We start from the raw sequence: 16964 nt of genomic DNA, 5'->3' as shown, positions 1-16964 counted from the left end.
TCCTAAAGTTCGATTTTGGTTTTTATGACTCGTACTGTGATTTTACGTATCAGTAGGTCAGAAAGTTAAATCTGCGATCTCTAGCTGTAATCATATTTATAGGTCATGAAATGCAAAAAGAGCTCCAACTTAATATTAAGCGTTTATCTTTACTTAATTTGGTTGCTGTAATTCTAGCTGGGTTAACGGCTTTGTCAGTTTATTTAATGTATGGCAGTTTAAAAACCATAGAGGCTGAAACTAAGGTTAGGTATCAGTCTTATATTTTGGCTGAGCAAGTCAGACAAAGTTCAGATCAATTAAGTTTAATGGCAAGGGCTTATACGGTAACAGGCAATACTAAATTTTTAGACTTTTTTAACCAAATTCTAGCTATTCGAAATGGTGAAGCTCCACGTCCAGAATATTATCACCGCGTTTATTGGGATATGTTAATGCCTCATAACGGTAAGGCTCCATTTCCTGACGGTGAAAAAAAATCACTCCAAGTTATGCTAAATTCCATTGGTATAACAGATGAGGAGATGCAACAAATCCGGCTTGCAGAAAAAGCATCAAATGATTTAACAAAAATTGAGTACGCTGCTTTTCAAACTTTAGCAAATAAACCTGACGAGAATATGGAAAAGGAGCAAATTGACGCGATTCTGAGTTTGTATAGTGATGATTACTTTTTGGCAAAGTCAGAAATAATGAGTCACATTAATAACTTTTTGTTTATGTTAGATTATCGAACCGAACAAAACCTTGATATCGCGACGCGAGATCACTACTTGATGTCGCTTTTCTCTTTTTGCTGCTTTATTACCATTTTAATTGTGCTGTATTTTATCGGCCGTTTGCGCAAATCACTTAATCATTTATATGTGTCTTCACTTGAAGCTGAAGTGGCAGAAAAAACATCTTCTTTGACTGAGAAAAACTTGCAGCTTAAAGAATCTATGGATTTAATGGCAAAGACTCAAAAATACTTAATGGAAGCAGAAAAAACAGCAGCACTAGGTCGTCTAGTTGTTGGGGTAGCACATGAAGTCAACACGCCTGTAGGTATATGTATAACAGCTGTCAGTTACCTTGAAGATGAAAATAAAAAGATGGGAAAAGTGCTAGCTGATAAACGCGTTAGTAAAGGCTCACTTGAAAAATATGTACATACTTCAGAAGAAATTAGCTTATTACTTCATTCTAATTTAGATCGATTAGTTGAATTGATAACAAGCTTTAAACAAATTGCCGCTGATCAGCATTGTGATGAATTAAGGTTAATTAACTTGAATCCGCATCTGCATGATATTGTGATGTCGTTTAAGTCAGATTCTAAAAATAAAAATGTTGAGGTGATTTTTAACATACCCGATGATTTAAAAATTCAAAGTTACCCAGGAACATTTAATCACGTTATGACAAACTTGTTTTCAAATGTTTTTTTTCATGCGTTTGATGGGCAGATTAAAGGCGCAAAAATAGAAGTTTCGGCAAGTTTTAAACATAATAATGTTTTTATAAGTGTTAAAGACAATGGCTGCGGCATAAGCGAAGATATTCAAGATAAAATATTTGATCCTTTTTTTACTACTAAGCGTGTCCAAAAAAATACTGGTCTAGGGCTTTATGCTGTTATGAATTTAGTTACGCAAAAATTAAAGGGCTCGATTAGTTTCGAATCTGAAGAACAGACAGGCACCACTTTTTATTTAACTTTGCCAAATCTTCAAACTGAGCATGAAATAACGCAGAGCGATGATATAGAAGCTCTTTAGTATTCGCTTTTATAGAATGTTAGGTGCTTATTTTACTCATGGTTGTTAGTTAAAATAGCGCCTAAAATCACTTCATACAATTTACGGGAGTAAAGTTATGAAAGTGATTCAACAATTAAATAGCCATGCCACACAAGATGGTGATGGCGTAAACATCAGCCGTATTCCAGGTTTTGATGGCAAGTACTTAGACCCTTTCTTAATGATCGATGAGCTTAAATCCGATGATCATAGTGATTTTATGGGCGGCTTTCCTGCGCACCCTCACCGTGGTATCGAAACCTTTACTTATATTATTAAAGGTGGCTTTGAGCACCAAGATCAAATGGGTAACAAAAAAGCAATTCGTGCTGGCGATGTGCAGTGGATGAGTACCGGTTTTGGTGTGATCCACAGTGAAATGCCATTAGCAGATGCTAAAGAAGGTATGCATGGCTTTCAGATTTGGTTAAATATGCCAAGTGCCGAGAAGCTAAGAGCGCCGCGATATCAAGATACCACTGAAGCGCCAGCACCAACGACTCAAAATGAGCAAGGTGTTGAGCTAAAAGCATTAGCTGGAAGCTGGCAATTTGCCGGTGAAAAGCAGGACTCTAGCCTACAAGATCTCGCCGCTGATGGCATGCTTGCTGATGTGACTTTACCGGCTGGCACGCAGTTTTACCATACACCGCTTACACAAACTAAGGTGATGATCTATATCCATACCGGAGAAATTCATACTGAACAGGGCGGACCAGTTAAAGCAGGTAGCTTATTGATTTTAGAGCCTGGCAGTGACATTGAGTTTAACTCGCAAACGGGTGCAGGGGCGTTAATTCTAGCCGGTGAGCCGCTTAAGCAACCAATCGCTCATATGGGCCCGTTTGTAATGACAACCCAAGCTGAGTTACAACAAGCAGTACGTGACTATCAGCTAGGTAAATTTGGCACACTATAGGAGGTTATTGTGGGATTACTAGTAAATGGCCAATGGCAAGATAAATGGTACGACACCGATAACAATCAAGGTGAGTTCAAACGTGAGGCAGCCCAGTTACGCAACTGGGTTACAGCAGATGGTAGTGCAGGGCAAAGCGGTGATGCGGGCTTTAAAGCTGAGAAAGATCGTTACCATCTATATGTCTCTTTAGCTTGCCCGTGGGCTCATCGCACTTTGATTTTTCGCCATTTAAAAGGCCTTGAAGATTATATCAGTGTGTCGGTTGTCAGTCCTGACATGCTAGAGCATGGCTGGACCTTTGATAAAGACAATCACAGCACCGGTGATGCACTTTTCGATAGCGACTTTATGCATCAAATTTATACGCGTAACAAAGCCGATTATTCAGGTCGTGTTACGGTTCCCGTGCTTTGGGATAAAAAAACGCAGCGTATTGTTAGCAACGAATCTGCTGAAATTATCAGAATGTTTAATAGCGCGTTTAATTCCCTAACAGGTAATGAACGCGACTTTTATCCGCAATCGTTACGTTCTGAAATTGATGAAGTTAATGAGTTTGTTTATCACAACATTAATAATGGGGTGTATCGTGCAGGCTTTGCGACAACGCAAGAAGCTTACACTGAAGCCTTTGATGATCTCTTTGCAGCTCTTGATAAAATTGAGCAACGATTATCAGCTAATCGTTATTTAGTGGGGGACACACTGACTGAGACCGACTGGCGTTTATTTACTACTTTAATTCGCTTCGACAGTGTTTATGTGGGCCACTTTAAATGTAATTTGCGTACTATTGAGAGCTATCCGGCGATCAGCAACTATTTACGTGAGTTATATCAAATTGAAGGTGTAAGTAAGACCGTTGATTTTTATCATATAAAACGTCATTACTATTTTAGCCACACCATGATCAACCCAACTCAAGTTGTGCCAAAAGGGCCTGATATAGACTACGCTCGGCCTCATAACCGTGGTTAATAAACCTTGATAACTAACAGTTTAATGACTTGATTGAACTGTTAGTTATAACTATCCATAACCTTGCGGATAGTGTCGATGCCAAACATCACCTTTTGAATAAATGACTCAGAACTTTTCACTAAATTAAAATTAGGGTGCTGAGACCAAACTGCTTGCAGTTTGTCATCAAGCAATATGGCTTGCTGATCAGACTCGTTTCTGACTGGGTTATTAGAATGAATACTTTGCCCAGACTTCGCTGCTGTTTCAAAAAAGATCACTGCATCATATTTATTCAGCTCGGTATGTAGGTTGGTATTCAGACACTCAAAAAACTCATCTTGCTCACCGGGCCAGTAGGCAAGTCCATCTAAGCTACCACGATCGCAAAGCATTAAACGATCTGGGTGCATGGTTCGTTGAATATGTTCAAGGTGTTTTTGTAAGCTGAAGATAGCTTGTTGGTGAGCTTTGATCAGGTGAGTTGCATCACCACGTTCTATACCACCGCTGAACAGCATGGTCGCAGATTCTGGTACAACAACAATTTGATTAGAAAATTCACGTCTTAATAGATCGATGGCTGTTGTTTTACCACCGCCAGGGCCACCAGTTAGTACAATCCTTTTCTTCACCTTACATCCTCACAAATTGCTCGTTTGTGTTTAAGGTAATGAAAATAGGTGGCAAAGAGAAGTAAAAAGCAAACATTACATGATAATGATCACAACAAACGCAGTAACCAGCTGAAGCGGCTGACTTGTTTCAATTTACTGTCCTTGTGGTCTGAGTTATTAAGTGCTTCATAACCCATACCCGCAGTGAATGCACTGGCAACACCCACTTTACTTACCGCAAAGCGTTTTAAACGGTATTTGAACGCTTGATGGTGTTGACGTTTAAGCTCATCTTGTAAATCCATTTGCTGGCTTAGCTTAGTTACTCTGTGTTGCGGTTTATTAATAAAATAATCAATTAACATCATTCATCCTTACTAATATTCAATAATTGACGAATACTTTTTAGCGTATGATCAAAACCTATTTTACTGCTGACATAACCAATGTTCTTCCAAAGCCATGCAAGACAAAGCAATTGTAATGCAATCAGTGAAATAGCGGCTAACCACAATGATTGGCTAAAGCTGAATATCGCGATACCGACAGTAGCAAGTAAACCAGCCCAAAGTAACACTAAACCACCGGCAAAACAGACAAGTAATATAATAGTTAAGGCGAGTGAACGTGTTGATAAGCGCCACTCAGCAGCTGCAAGCTTTTTGCAAGTCCCAGTTTGTTTGCGATAGTCAATGTATAGCTGTTTGCCGTAGTCAGATAATTTAGCAAGGTGATCTTGCCACTGATCAGCGTTTAATGGCTGATCAGTGGCATCTTGCGTTTTCTCATCTGTAGATTGAGAAGTTTGCATAACAATTACTTACGACGAATAAGTGCAGTTACTAACATGCCTGCAGCAAATGCAATACCTGCTGTTGCAAGTGGGTTTTCTGATGCAAGTTTACGAGTTTTACCACTGTATTCATTAATTTTAGCGCGTGCTATTGCTTGCTTTTCCGAAAGTGTTTGAGCAGAGCTAGATGCACCCTGACGTACACTATGTTCAGCACTAGCTGCGCGTGTTGATAATGCATCTACTGCGTGGTGAGCTGCCTCTGTCGCTTTTTCTGTGAATGGCGCCTCTACTTGAGCCGCGTTCGAGTTTGCACTGTTACTTGTTGCCGTGCTTGAATTCGATTTTGAAGTTGCGGTAGTCATAATCATTCCTTAAAAATTGCCATTTAATTGGTGATTAATTCATCGCAACCTTCATACCAAAATATAAAATCAATAATTTTCAATTGTTTATTCTTTTTATTGCGTTCTTGGTTAGTGGTTTTTCGTAACTCTTGCAGGGTGATTAAGTAAAAATTACAGAATAAGATAATTTTGTAATTGTTCATTGGTTATTCATTAACCATTTTTCCCCATTAGATTGCCAATAAAATTGGAAAAAAAATTTTTTTCTATGTTTTCCACTTTTTCCCACGTAATTCAGAGGCTTTGCTTGAGGCCTTATTTTTTCTGGCTTTAGAAGGCACTGAAGATGATCTAGTTACTTGACAAAATAGCTTGTCAAGCCCTAAACTGGAGCACTGTGGTAAAAAGTGGTTTTTAGTGGATCAAATTGGATCAGAGATAGTCAGTTACAATAAATAACCTAATTTAAGGCATGTTATGTTTCGGGGTGCGAGCTCACTGAGTTTGGATGATAAAGGACGTTTTGCGGTACCAACTAAGTACCGAGATGCGATCTTGTCTGAAGATCAGGGAACGGTTATTTGCACTGTTGCTTTAAACGAGCCCTGCTTGTGGTTATACCCGTTAGCCGAGTGGCTTGAAATAGAAGAGCGACTATTAAAAATTTCAAATATGAATCCACGCGCTCGCCGCATGCAACGAATGTTGCTCGGTAACGCTACAGAGTATCAACTAGATAAAAATGGCCGAATTTTGCTGGCACCTTCGTTACGAGCCCATGCAGAACTAGGAAAAAAAATCATGTTGGTTGGCTTGATGAACAAGTTCGAAATTTGGGATGAAGATCGTTGGCATGAACAAATGCGCCAAGATACTGAAATTGAACGCCTAGGTGATTTTGAGGCGAATCCTGAGTTCGATAACTTCTCACTCTAACGACACAAAGAAAAAGGCAAGTAATAGCTAATGACAGCGCAATTTGAACATGTCTCTGTACTGATGGACGAAACCATAGATGCTTTGGATATTAAACCTGAAGGCATTTACATGGATGGCACATTTGGTCGCGGTGGGCACTCGGGGCAAATTCTTGCGCGTTTAAGTGAACAAGGTCGCTTACAGGCGATTGATCAGGATCCACAAGCTATTAAAGCCGCCGAAAAATTTGCCGATGATGCGCGTTTTTCAATTGCTCACACTCGTTTTTCAAACCTAAAAGCGGTTGCTGAAGATAACGATTTAATCGGTAAAGTTGACGGTATTTTGTTGGATATCGGTGTTTCTTCACCACAGCTTGATGATGCTGAACGCGGTTTTAGTTTTATGAAAGATGGCCCACTTGATATGCGTATGGATCCAACCAGTGGTCGCAGTGCTGCACAATGGCTAGCTGAAGCTGAACTAGAAGATATCACGCATGTGATTAAAACCTATGGCGAAGAAAAATTTGGTCGTCGAATTGCTCATAAGATCATTGAAACACGTGAGCACACTGCAATCACAAGTACTAAGCAGCTTGCTGATTTAGTCGATGAAGCTGTGCCAGTTAAAGATAAGCACAAACACCCAGCTACACGCACATTCCAAGCGATCCGTATTTATATCAATAGTGAGCTTGAAGAAATTCAAACTGCATTGCAAGCCGCTGTTGAGGTTTTAAAACCAGGGGGACGTTTAGTGGTTATTTCGTTCCACTCGTTAGAAGATCGCATTGTTAAGCAGTTTATTAAAAAACAGAGTAAGGGAGAGGCGATACCCAGAGGTCTGCCTTTGACGGACGCACAAATAAACAAAAATCTGACGTTAAAGGCAGTGGGTAAAGCCATTAAGCCGAGTAAGGCGGAGATTGAAGCAAACCCGCGTTCACGTAGTTCAGTGTTAAGGGTTGCGCAGAGGTTGTAATGAAAGCTAAAGCGACACATCGCCAACCTAATTTATTTACAGAAATTTTCAAAGGCCTAGGAGCTAATAAGCTGACCTTGGCCTTGTTGGTTGTGATCCTCGCATCTAGTTTGAGTGTGGTTCAGGTGACGCATCTAGCGCGTCAGCAATTGATTGAACAAGACAAATTATTGCAAGAGCGTGATGAGCTCGATCTTGAGTGGCGTTACTTGCTCGTAGAAGAAGAGTTTTATTCACAGCATGCGCGCATTGAAGAAGTCGCGACTATGCAATTAGAAATGAAACGGCCAACTAGCCAAGACGAACAGGTGGTAATACTGCGATGAGAAGCAGAGGGAAAAAGCCAACAAATACCTTAATCACATGGCGTTTTTTGCTGGTGTGCTCAGTGGTGTTTTTAGTCTTTATGACGCTGGTTGCGCGTGCCGCTTTTTTACAGGTTATTGAACCAGATAAAGCGCGTTCTGAAAGTGATAAACGAACTGTGCGTGTTGAAAAACAACATGTGCAACGTGGCATGATCTTCGATCGCAATGGCAAAGAGTTGGCGGTCAGCGTACCTGTGGTAAGTGTGTATGCGGATCCGAAAGCGCTGCATAAATCACTGATCAGTAAGGTACTGCGTCAAGCTAGAAAAAATGGTGAAGATCAACAAGCACTGGCTGAAAATACAGTTGAGTTAGATAAACGTATTGCCGCTTATTACAATAATGATATTCGCTGGCGTGAACTTGCGGATGTATTACGTATTGACCCAAGTAAAGTTAACTCTCGCCTTCGTGATAATCCAAAGCGTCGTTTTGTCTACTTAAAACGTCAGGTTACCCCTGCTGTTGCTAACTATATTGGTGATCTTCGTTTACCAGGTATCCACTTACTTGATGAGTCAAAACGTTATTACCCTGCCGGTGAAGTAACAGCCCATGTTATTGGATTTACTAACATTGATGGTCATGGTATTGAGGGAATCGAAAAGCTTTATGAAAAGGCGTTAACGGGTGTTGAAGGTCAGCGTACTATTCGTAAAGATGCCCAAGGCCGTGAAGTAGAAGTGCTTGATGAGCGTGAACGTGTTGAGCCTGAAAACATTCATTTAAGTATTGATCAGCGCATTCAAGCGATTGCTTATAAAGCAGTAAAATCAGCAGTTCTAACCTATAAAGCTACTTCGGGTTCAGCCATGGTTGTTGATGTAAAAACCGGCGAAGTATTAGCTATGGTGAATAGCCCATCGTTTAACCCTAATAACTTGAATGATGCCGCACCGCATAAGCGTCGTAACCGTGCTATCACCGATTTGTTTGAGCCAGGCTCTACTGTTAAGCCACTAGCCATTTTAGCTGGTTTAGACTACGGCGCAATTCAACCGGATTCAATTATTGATACTTATCCTGGCTGGATGCGTGTGGGTGGCAGCCTTGTGCAAGATACCCGTAACCATGGTGAAATGACCTTAAGAGAAATCTTAAAGTATTCAAGTAATATGGGTGTAACTAAGGTCAGTCAAGAAGTACCAAAAGACTATTTTGTAGGGCTTTACCAAAAGGTGGGGTTTGGCAGTGATAGTGGTACAGGCATGGTTGGTGAAAGCAGCGGTTTATTTTACCCAAATCGACGCTGGTCAGATCATGAAATTGCTGCATTATCATTTGGTTATAACTTAGCTGTAAGTACCGCCCAAATGGCTCGTTTTTATGCCATGTTAGGCTCTGGTGGCGTTATGCGCCCGCTAACAGTTCTTAAACAAGAGTCAGTACCAGAGGGTGAGCGTATTTTCCAACAAAAAGACGTTGAAGCGGTTGTTCACATGATGGAAAGCGTATTCGAAAAAGGTGGTACTGCACAAAAAGTTCATGTTGATGGCTATCGTGCTGCTGCCAAAACAGGTACCTCTAAGAAAGCCGCTGTGGGCGGGTATGGTGACGAATATGTTGGCTATTTTGCTGGTATTGCGCCAGCGAGTAACCCACGTTTAGCGGTAGTAGTAATGATTAATGAACCGGGTGGAGATGTTTATTACGGCGGTGCGACGGCAGGCCCTGCATTTGCAGAGATTGCCTCCAATGCCTTAAGAATTCTAAACGTTGCACCGGACAAAGATGCGGTTGCGTACGTAGAAGGCAAAGATAACGATGCGTGATTTAAAACCGATTCTTAATCAAATTGATGTTGAGGCCAATAGTTTATTGGTTAACCAACTACGTCTTGATAGTCGAGATGTAAAAGCTGGCGATGTGTTTGTCGCCATTAAAGGCCATCAGCTTGATGGCGGACAGTTTATTGACAAAGCCATTGAAAATGGTGCGGTGGCAGTTATTGCTGACCGTTTATGTGAGTTCGAAAGTGAGTTTGAACCACTTTACTTAGTTACCGATTTAGCGAAAAAGCTGCCAGCACTTGCAGCAGCTTTTTACCAGCAACCATCAAAGCAGCTTGATTTAGTGGGTGTGACAGGCACCAATGGCAAGTCAACAACCACAGCAATGATTGCGCACTTAGCACAGCACTGTCATAAACGCGCAGCAGTGATAGGTACGCTCGGTTATGGGCACCCTGATAATCTAACTGAGCTTGCAAACACCACGCCATCGAGCGTTGATTTACAGCGTATTTTATCTGAGCTTGTCGCAGAGCAGAATGATGTTGTGGCCATGGAAGTCTCATCTCATGGTTTAGTGCAGCATCGCGTTGATAATTGTCAGTTTAAAGCAGCAGTATTTACTAATCTTACACGCGATCACTTAGATTATCACGGCACCATGGATGCTTACGCTGATGCCAAGTTAATGTTAATGCGTGACCATATGCCAAAGCTTGTGGTGCTTAATCAAGATGATGCGCAAGTTGAAGCATGGTTAGAAAAATACGACTTCAATAATCTAATTTGTTACGGCCATAAAAACCTCACGCCTGAAAATGCGCGTTTTGTTTATTTTAGCGATGTAACTTATGATAACAGCGGTATTTCGGCGAAGTTTGATACCAGCTGGGGGCTAGCCGAAGTTAATTGCACACTGTTTGGCGAGTTTAACTTATATAATTTAGCCGCTGCTATGGCCACTTTATTAGGTATGGGTTACCCACTTGATTTACTCGTTGAAGGATGTAAGTCATTGCAGCCTGTTGCTGGGCGCATGCAGGCATTTAGTGCGCCAGGTCAACCGACTTGTATTGTTGATTATGCCCACACTCCTGATGCATTAGCACTGGCATTACAAGCATTGCAAAAGCACGTTCCAGGTGGCGTTAGCTGTGTGTTTGGCTGTGGTGGTGACAGAGACAAAGGCAAGCGCCCGATGATGGCAAAAGCAGCTGAAGGCAATGCAGACCGTATTATTGTCACTAGCGATAACCCAAGAAGTGAAGACCCTGACGCTATTATCGCTGATGTGGTTGCGGGGCTTAAGCAGCCTGAACGCGCACATTGTGAAGCAGACCGCGCGCAGGCTATTAGTTATGCCATTTCGCAAGCGAGTGCTGATGATGTCATCCTTATTGCGGGCAAAGGTCACGAAGATTATCAAATTATTGGCGACCAACGAATCGACTTCTGCGATCGTCAATATGTACAACAACAATTAAAAGAAAAATCGCAAGGGGCGCAGTTATGATCCCTATGGATTTTGATTGGCTAGCTAAAGTTCTAGCAACCGATTACCAAGGTGGTAATCAAACGGTAAAAAATATTAACACTGACACCCGTACTTTGTGTGACGGTGAAGTGTTTTTAGCGCTACAAGGGCCTAATTTTGATGGCCATAAATTTGTTGCGCAAGCAAAAGAAAAAGGCGCGACAGCTGCTATTGTAGCGCGCCCTGTTAATGTCGATATTGTGCAGTTTGTGGTTAGTGACACACGTATTGCGCTAGGTCACATCGGCGCAGCTGTGATGGCACAGGTTGCACCGAAAACAATTGCTATTACTGGTAGCGTGGGTAAAACGACCGTAAAAGAAATGTGTGCGGCGATTTTATCTGGTCATGGTGAAGTACTAGCAACAAAAGGCAACTTTAATAATGACATTGGCGTACCACTCACGTTATTACGCCTTGAACCACAACACCAATATGCGGTGATTGAGTTAGGTGCAAACCACATTGGTGAAATTGCTTACACCGTTGCAATGACGAAACCTGATGTTGCTGTGGTATGTAATGTTGCAGCTTCTCACTTAGAGGGCTTTGGCTCATTACAAGGTGTAGCAACGGCCAAAGGCGAAATCTATGATGGCTTAAAGCCTGATGGTGTTGCCGTAGTTAATTGCGACAGCGATTATGCCGATTTTTGGCTTGATAAATTAACTAATCGCAACGTAAAACGTTTTTCTACTAGCCAACAATTAGATTATTGGGCAGAAGATGTGGTGCTTGATGAACAAGCGCGCGCTTCTTTTGTGCTTTGCAATAAAGATAAAAAAGTACCTGTCACTCTGGCATTACCGGGCAAGCATAATATTGCTAATGCGTTAATAGCCACCGCCTTAACCACTGAGCTCGGTGTAAGTCTCGAAAGTGTCGCATCGGCGCTGGCAACCATGGGTGAAGTTAAAGGTCGTGTAAACGTCCTTAAAGTGTCAGACACATTGACGGTGATTGATGATACCTACAACGCGAATGTGCAATCGGTTAAAGCGGCAATTGATTTGTTAAGTGATATGCCGGGGCGTCGTATTTTTGCGTTAGGTGATATGGGGGAGCTTGGTGAAGAAGCGCGTTTTTATCATCAACAAGTCGGTGAATATGCACAGCAAAAAGGCATTGATGAGCTTTACAGCCTAGGTGTATTAAGTAAATCAGCCAGTGATGTATTTGAAAAGCCAAACCGCCACTTCTCAAGCCGTGAACAATTATTACAACAATTACAAAGTGAACTTGCTCAATCGACGCAAAAAACCACTGTTGTTGTAAAAGGTTCGCGCAGTTCTCGTATGGAGCTTGTGGTCACAGATTTAGTAAATAGCCAGCAAAATGGCAATAATGGAGTATCGTCATGTTAGTTTGGCTGGCAGAGTATTTAACACAATATTACAGTGGCTTTAATGTTTTTTCTTACCTAACGCTGCGCGCAATTTTAGGTATTTTAACAGCGCTACTTATCTCACTTTATTTTGGTCCTAAGCTAATTCGTGCATTGCAAAAAATGCAGATTGGTCAGGTGGTTCGTCACGATGGTCCAGAATCTCACCTATCTAAAAAAGGTACGCCAACTATGGGCGGCATTTTGATTTTAGGGGCGATTTTTACCAGCACATTACTGTGGGCAGACCTTTCAAATAAATATGTTTGGGCAACCTTATTTGTCGTGGGCTCGTTAGGTGTGGTTGGTTTTATTGATGACTACCGTAAAGTGATCCGCAAAGACCCTAAAGGGTTAATTGCTAAATGGAAATACTTTTGGCAATCAGTGATTGCGTTAGTGGTTGCCAGCGCACTTTATTTTACCTCGCAGCAAGGCAGCGAAACCTCGTTAGTTGTGCCGTTTTTTAAGGACGTGCTACCACAGCTAGGGTTGTTTTATATCGTGATGACTTACTTTGTAATTGTAGGTACGTCGAACGCGGTAAACCTGACAGATGGCCTTGATGGTTTAGCGATTGTGCCAACCATTTTAGTGGCGGCAGCACTCGCCATTATTGCTTATTTAACAGGTAACGTTAATTTCTCAAGCTACCTACATATTCCGCATTTACCGCTCGCCAGTGAGCTTGTGGTTGTGTGTACAGCAATTGTGGGAGCTGGACTTGGTTTCTTATGGTTTAACACCTACCCAGCACAGGTATTTATGGGTGATGTAGGTTCATTAGCACTTGGTGGTGCACTGGGTATTATTGCGGTGCTGGTTCGTCAAGAACTGGTACTTATCATCATGGGTGGTGTGTTTGTAATGGAAGCATTGTCGGTGATTTTACAAGTAGGCTCATACAAATTACGTGGTCAACGTATTTTTAGAATGGCGCCTATTCACCACCATTATGAATTAAAGGGGTGGCCTGAGCCGCGCGTAATTGTGCGCTTTTGGATTATTTCAATCGTGCTAGTGCTTGCTGGCCTTGCGACATTAAAGATCAGGTAAATGACAGTTATTAACGAGATTAAAAACAAACAAATTTCAGTGCTCGGACTCGGTGTAACCGGTCTGGGCATTGTGCGTTTTTTATTATCTCAGAATATTAAGCCAATTGTTGTTGATAGCCGCACAGCGCCGCCGGGTGCTGATTGGCTAAATGAGCATGCCAGTGAGTTAACGACTCACTTTGGTGATTTAGAACAGGCAGACTTAGCCAGCAATGACATTATTATTATCAGCCCAGGTTTAAGCCTCGCGACACCCGCTGTAGCAAAAGCAATTGATGCTGGTGTTGAAGTGATTGGTGACGTGGAGCTTTTTGCCCGTTTAACCGATAAACCAATTGTCGCGGTGACAGGTTCAAATGGTAAGTCGACAGTGGTCACATTGGCGTTTGAAGTACTGAAAGCGGCCGGTTATAAAGTTGGCCTTGGTGGTAACATTGGTACTGCGGTACTTGATTTACTATCGCAAGACTATGATGTTTATGTACTTGAGCTGTCGAGTTTTCAACTTGATACCACGCATAGCTTAAAAGCGAAAAGTGCCTGTGTTTTGAATGTGAGTGAAGACCATCTCGATCGTTATTCAAGTTATCAAGCATACATAGACTCTAAACAAAGTATTTATAATGGCTCAGAGCTTGCTGTAGTTAATGCCATTGATGTGGCAACACACACTGCAAAGCAACCCCAAGTAAGCTTTGCGCTCGCCAATGCAGATTTTGCCTTGGTTGAACATCAAGGCGAACAATACTTTGCAGCACACGGTAAACCAGTATTACCAGCAAGCTGCTTAAATGTTGTTGGTTCACACAATCAACAAAACGCTTTAGCGGTGATGGCATTACTGAGCCCGTTTGATATTGCTAAAGGGCATTACCAGCAAGCGTTTAGTGCTTTTACTGGGCTTGCACACCGTTGCCAGTTTGTCGCTGAAATTAATGAAGTAAAATACTTTAATGATTCAAAAGCGACCAATGTAGGTGCAACTATCGCTGCGATTGAAAGCTTAGCTGATCAAGCAAAGCAATTGGTTGTGATTGCCGGTGGTGATGCAAAGGGGGCTGATTTAGATGCCTTAAAGCCATACTTAAACAACAAAGTGAAAGCGCTTATTTGTTTTGGTAAGGATGCTAAAGCTCTCGTAGCATTAACCGAAAAAGGCCACCTAACCACCAACATGCATGAAGCTGTGCAACTAGCAAAACAGTTAAGCAGCAGTGGCGATATCGTTTTATTAGCACCCGCATGTGCCAGCATTGATATGTACAACAATTACATGCAACGTGGTGATGATTTTGCGCAGTGCGTATTGGCGGAGGCAGTATGATTGCATTTGCTGACATCCGTGACGCATTAACACCAAAGCAATCGCCACAGCTTTATGATGTGCCGTTATTGTATTGCATGTTGATGTTGATTGGCGTTGGCTTTGTGATGGTAACCAGTGCCTCTATGCCAACAGCAGAGCGATTATTTGATAATCCGTATCACATTATTATTCGCCACGGCATGTTCTTAATTATGGGCTTTTTCTTATTTTGGATTGCCACAAACGTGCCTATGGATTGGTGGAAGCGCAGTAACGCCTATTTATTGTTGCTGGGTTTAGGTTTGCTGGTTTTAGTGCTGATTGTTGGCCGTGAAGTGAACGGTGCAAAGCGTTGGATACCTATTGGCCCAGTTGGCTTTCAGGTCGCTGAAGCCGCCAAGTTGTATTTCTTTAGCTATATTGCCGGTTACTTGGTACGTAAACGTGAAGAAGTACAAGAGAACTTAAAAGGTTTTTTCAAGCCATTAGCTGTATTTGGTGTGTATGCATTTTTGATTTTGATGCAACCAGATTTAGGGACCGTAGTTGTACTGTTTGTGACGACAGTTGGTTTGTTGTTTTTAGCGGGGGCTAAGTTATGGCAGTTTTTTGGCCTTATTTTAACGGGTATTGCTGCCGTAGTAGTGCTAATTATCGCTGAACCATACCGTATGGCTCGTGTCACTGGCTTTTTAGAGCCGTGGGAAGATCCATTCGGTAAAGGTTATCAGTTAGTGCAATCGCTAATGGCATACAGTCAAGGTGGTTGGTTTGGTCAAGGCTTAGGAAATAGCGTGCAAAAACTGCAATATCTTCCTGAAGCACATAATGACTTTATCTTTGCAGTGATTGGTGAAGAGCTTGGCTTTTTTGGCGTATTAAGTATTTTGATTGTGCTTGCTGTGTTTGTATTCAGAGCCCTGTTAATTGGTCAAAAAGCATTGAAATGCGGCAAAGAGTACGAAGGCTATTTTGCTTTTGCTATTGGTATCTGGTTTGCGTTTCAAACCATGGTAAATGTTGGCGCAAGTGCGGGTATTTTGCCAACCAAAGGTTTAACACTGCCGTTTGTTTCTTACGGTGGCTCTAGTTTATTAATTATGACCATAGCAACAGGTGTACTTTTGCGAATAGATTTTGAGACAAAAATGGCAACTAAGCAGGCAACCTCTCGAGGAGGTAAGCGATGAGTAAAAAATTACTTGTTGTTGCAGGCGGTACTGGTGGTCATATTTTCCCGGGTATTGCAGTTGCTGATTTTTTAAAGCAGCAAGGCTGGCAGGTTAGCTGGATTGGCACGCCTGACAGAATGGAAGCAACGGTAGTACCTAAGCACAACATTGAGATTGATTTTATCAATGTGAAAGGTGTGCGTGGCAATGGTATTAAACGTTTGGTCAAGGCACCATTTATGGTGATGAATGCCATTTTTCAAGCACGCAAAATTTTAAAAGCACAAAAGCCCGATGTTGTTTTAGCTATGGGTGGTTATGTGACTGGACCTACGGGCATAGCAGCAAAGAGCTTAGGTATTCCTTTGGTTATTCATGAGCAAAATGCTGTTGCAGGCATGAGTAATCGTTGGCTAGCAAAGTTTGCCAATAAAGTTTTAGCTGCTTTTCCATCGGCTTTTGCAAAAGAACAATGTGAAGTAGTCGGTAACCCAGTCAGAGCAAGTGTCGCTAATGTCACTGTAAAGCAAACAGCGACACCGATTAATGTGCTAGTAGTTGGCGGTTCACTCGGTGCGCAAGTTCTTAATGATACTTTACCAGCTGTATTCAGTGAACTTTCAGCGCTAACAACGCTTAATATATGGCACCAAACAGGTAAAAATAATGAACCGAATGTGACTGCCAGCTATCAACAGTTAGGGTTAACTGAAAATAGTAAAGTCGCTGAATTCATTGATGATATGGATAGCGCATATCAATGGGCTGATTTGGTAATTTGCCGTGCTGGTGCGTTAACGGTGAGTGAGATAGCTGCAGCCGGAAGAATGGCCTTATTTGTGCCTTTTCCACATGCTGTCGATGACCATCAAACTGCCAATGCAAAGTATTTAGTGACTGAGCAAGCTGCATTGATTATGCAGCAAAGTGAGTTTAACCAAGCGACGGTTGTTGAGTTATTAACGCCTTACTTAAATGCACCAGAAAAAATTTCAACAATGGCAAGTAAAGCAAAGCAGCTTGCTATTTTAGATGCCACAGCCAATGTTGCAAAACGCTGTGAGCAACTAGCAGATAGAAGAGATTAGTA

The 16964-nt window shown here is 41.8% G+C and carries 17 protein-coding genes; 13 read left to right on the top strand and 4 right to left on the bottom strand.

Annotated elements, in window-relative coordinates; all coding sequences use genetic code 11:
* Positions 1-110 precede the first annotated feature (110 nt).
* The 3 genes from JIG37_RS22900 to JIG37_RS21715 all read left to right on the top strand — a co-directional run bounded on the left by JIG37_RS22900 (position 111) and on the right by JIG37_RS21715 (position 3681).
* Positions 111-1760, top strand: a complete 1650-nt coding sequence (locus JIG37_RS22900) for a HAMP domain-containing sensor histidine kinase (protein ID WP_199530258.1) — start codon at positions 111-113, stop codon at positions 1758-1760.
* Positions 1761-1857: 97 nt separating this feature from the next.
* On the top strand, positions 1858-2700 hold the full coding sequence (locus tag JIG37_RS21720) for a pirin family protein (RefSeq protein ID WP_054552745.1): 843 nt from the start codon (positions 1858-1860) through the stop codon (positions 2698-2700).
* Positions 2701-2709: 9 nt separating this feature from the next.
* Positions 2710-3681 (top strand): glutathione S-transferase family protein, encoded by a 972-nt coding sequence (locus tag JIG37_RS21715; protein ID WP_199530257.1) that lies wholly within the window; start codon positions 2710-2712, stop codon positions 3679-3681.
* A gap of 41 nt (positions 3682-3722) precedes the next feature.
* Here JIG37_RS21715 and JIG37_RS21710 read toward each other — a convergent pair whose 3' ends face one another.
* From JIG37_RS21710 to JIG37_RS21695, 4 genes are all read right to left on the bottom strand, one after another.
* The gene (locus tag JIG37_RS21710) at positions 3723-4298 is read right to left on the bottom strand and encodes an AAA family ATPase (protein WP_199530256.1); all 576 of its coding nucleotides are present in this window, start codon (positions 4296-4298) and stop codon (positions 3723-3725) included.
* Between the two features lie 89 nt (positions 4299-4387).
* Positions 4388-4645 carry a hypothetical protein gene (locus tag JIG37_RS21705; RefSeq protein ID WP_054552742.1) on the bottom strand — a complete coding sequence of 86 codons (258 nt, stop codon included), beginning with the start codon at positions 4643-4645 and terminating at the stop codon, positions 4388-4390.
* Complete coding sequence (locus JIG37_RS21700; RefSeq protein ID WP_054552741.1) at positions 4645-5091, bottom strand: hypothetical protein; 447 nt, start codon at positions 5089-5091, stop codon at positions 4645-4647. Before JIG37_RS21700 ends, JIG37_RS21705 begins: the two co-directional genes overlap by 1 nt.
* Positions 5092-5096: 5 nt before the next feature.
* Positions 5097-5438 (bottom strand): hypothetical protein, encoded by a 342-nt coding sequence (locus JIG37_RS21695; protein WP_054552740.1) that lies wholly within the window; start codon positions 5436-5438, stop codon positions 5097-5099.
* A gap of 459 nt (positions 5439-5897) precedes the next feature.
* Here JIG37_RS21695 and mraZ point away from each other — a divergent pair, with 459 nt between their 5' ends.
* The 10 genes from mraZ to murG are packed head-to-tail and all read left to right on the top strand — an operon-like array spanning position 5898 to position 16962.
* Positions 5898-6356, top strand: a complete 459-nt coding sequence (gene mraZ, locus JIG37_RS21690) for a division/cell wall cluster transcriptional repressor MraZ (RefSeq protein ID WP_054552739.1) — start codon at positions 5898-5900, stop codon at positions 6354-6356.
* Positions 6357-6386: 30 nt separating this feature from the next.
* Positions 6387-7322: a 16S rRNA (cytosine(1402)-N(4))-methyltransferase RsmH gene (gene rsmH / locus JIG37_RS21685; RefSeq protein ID WP_054552738.1), complete on the top strand. Its 936-nt coding sequence runs from the start codon at positions 6387-6389 to the stop codon at positions 7320-7322.
* Positions 7322-7648 (top strand): cell division protein FtsL, encoded by a 327-nt coding sequence (gene ftsL / locus JIG37_RS21680; protein WP_054552737.1) that lies wholly within the window; start codon positions 7322-7324, stop codon positions 7646-7648. The genes rsmH and ftsL overlap by 1 nt, the downstream gene beginning before the upstream one ends.
* Positions 7645-9462, top strand: coding sequence for a penicillin-binding transpeptidase domain-containing protein (locus JIG37_RS21675; protein WP_199530255.1), 1818 nt, complete (start codon positions 7645-7647; stop codon positions 9460-9462). Before ftsL ends, JIG37_RS21675 begins: the two co-directional genes overlap by 4 nt.
* Positions 9455-10933, top strand: coding sequence for a UDP-N-acetylmuramoyl-L-alanyl-D-glutamate--2,6-diaminopimelate ligase (murE, locus tag JIG37_RS21670; protein WP_187489731.1), 1479 nt, complete (start codon positions 9455-9457; stop codon positions 10931-10933). Before JIG37_RS21675 ends, murE begins: the two co-directional genes overlap by 8 nt.
* Positions 10930-12318, top strand: coding sequence for a UDP-N-acetylmuramoyl-tripeptide--D-alanyl-D-alanine ligase (murF, locus tag JIG37_RS21665; protein WP_166338770.1), 1389 nt, complete (start codon positions 10930-10932; stop codon positions 12316-12318). Before murE ends, murF begins: the two co-directional genes overlap by 4 nt.
* A complete protein-coding gene (mraY, locus tag JIG37_RS21660; protein ID WP_054552733.1) occupies positions 12312-13394 on the top strand; it encodes a phospho-N-acetylmuramoyl-pentapeptide-transferase in 1083 nt (360 codons plus the stop codon). Before murF ends, mraY begins: the two co-directional genes overlap by 7 nt.
* Entirely contained in the window at positions 13395-14720 is a 1326-nt protein-coding gene (gene murD / locus JIG37_RS21655; RefSeq protein ID WP_054552732.1) for a UDP-N-acetylmuramoyl-L-alanine--D-glutamate ligase, read from the top strand.
* The gene (ftsW, locus tag JIG37_RS21650; RefSeq protein WP_054552731.1) at positions 14717-15892 is read left to right on the top strand and encodes a cell division protein FtsW; all 1176 of its coding nucleotides are present in this window, start codon (positions 14717-14719) and stop codon (positions 15890-15892) included. The genes murD and ftsW overlap by 4 nt, the downstream gene beginning before the upstream one ends.
* Positions 15889-16962, top strand: coding sequence for an undecaprenyldiphospho-muramoylpentapeptide beta-N-acetylglucosaminyltransferase (murG, locus tag JIG37_RS21645; protein WP_054552730.1), 1074 nt, complete (start codon positions 15889-15891; stop codon positions 16960-16962). The genes ftsW and murG overlap by 4 nt, the downstream gene beginning before the upstream one ends.
* Positions 16963-16964 lie beyond the last annotated feature (2 nt).

Source organism: Pseudoalteromonas sp. bablab_jr010 (genome assembly GCF_016464105.1).
GTDB classification, from domain to species: Bacteria; Pseudomonadota; Gammaproteobacteria; order Enterobacterales; family Alteromonadaceae; genus Pseudoalteromonas; species Pseudoalteromonas simplex.
Note: the sequence above shows the minus strand (reverse complement) of the source record. Positions and strands in the feature narration are given on the sequence as shown.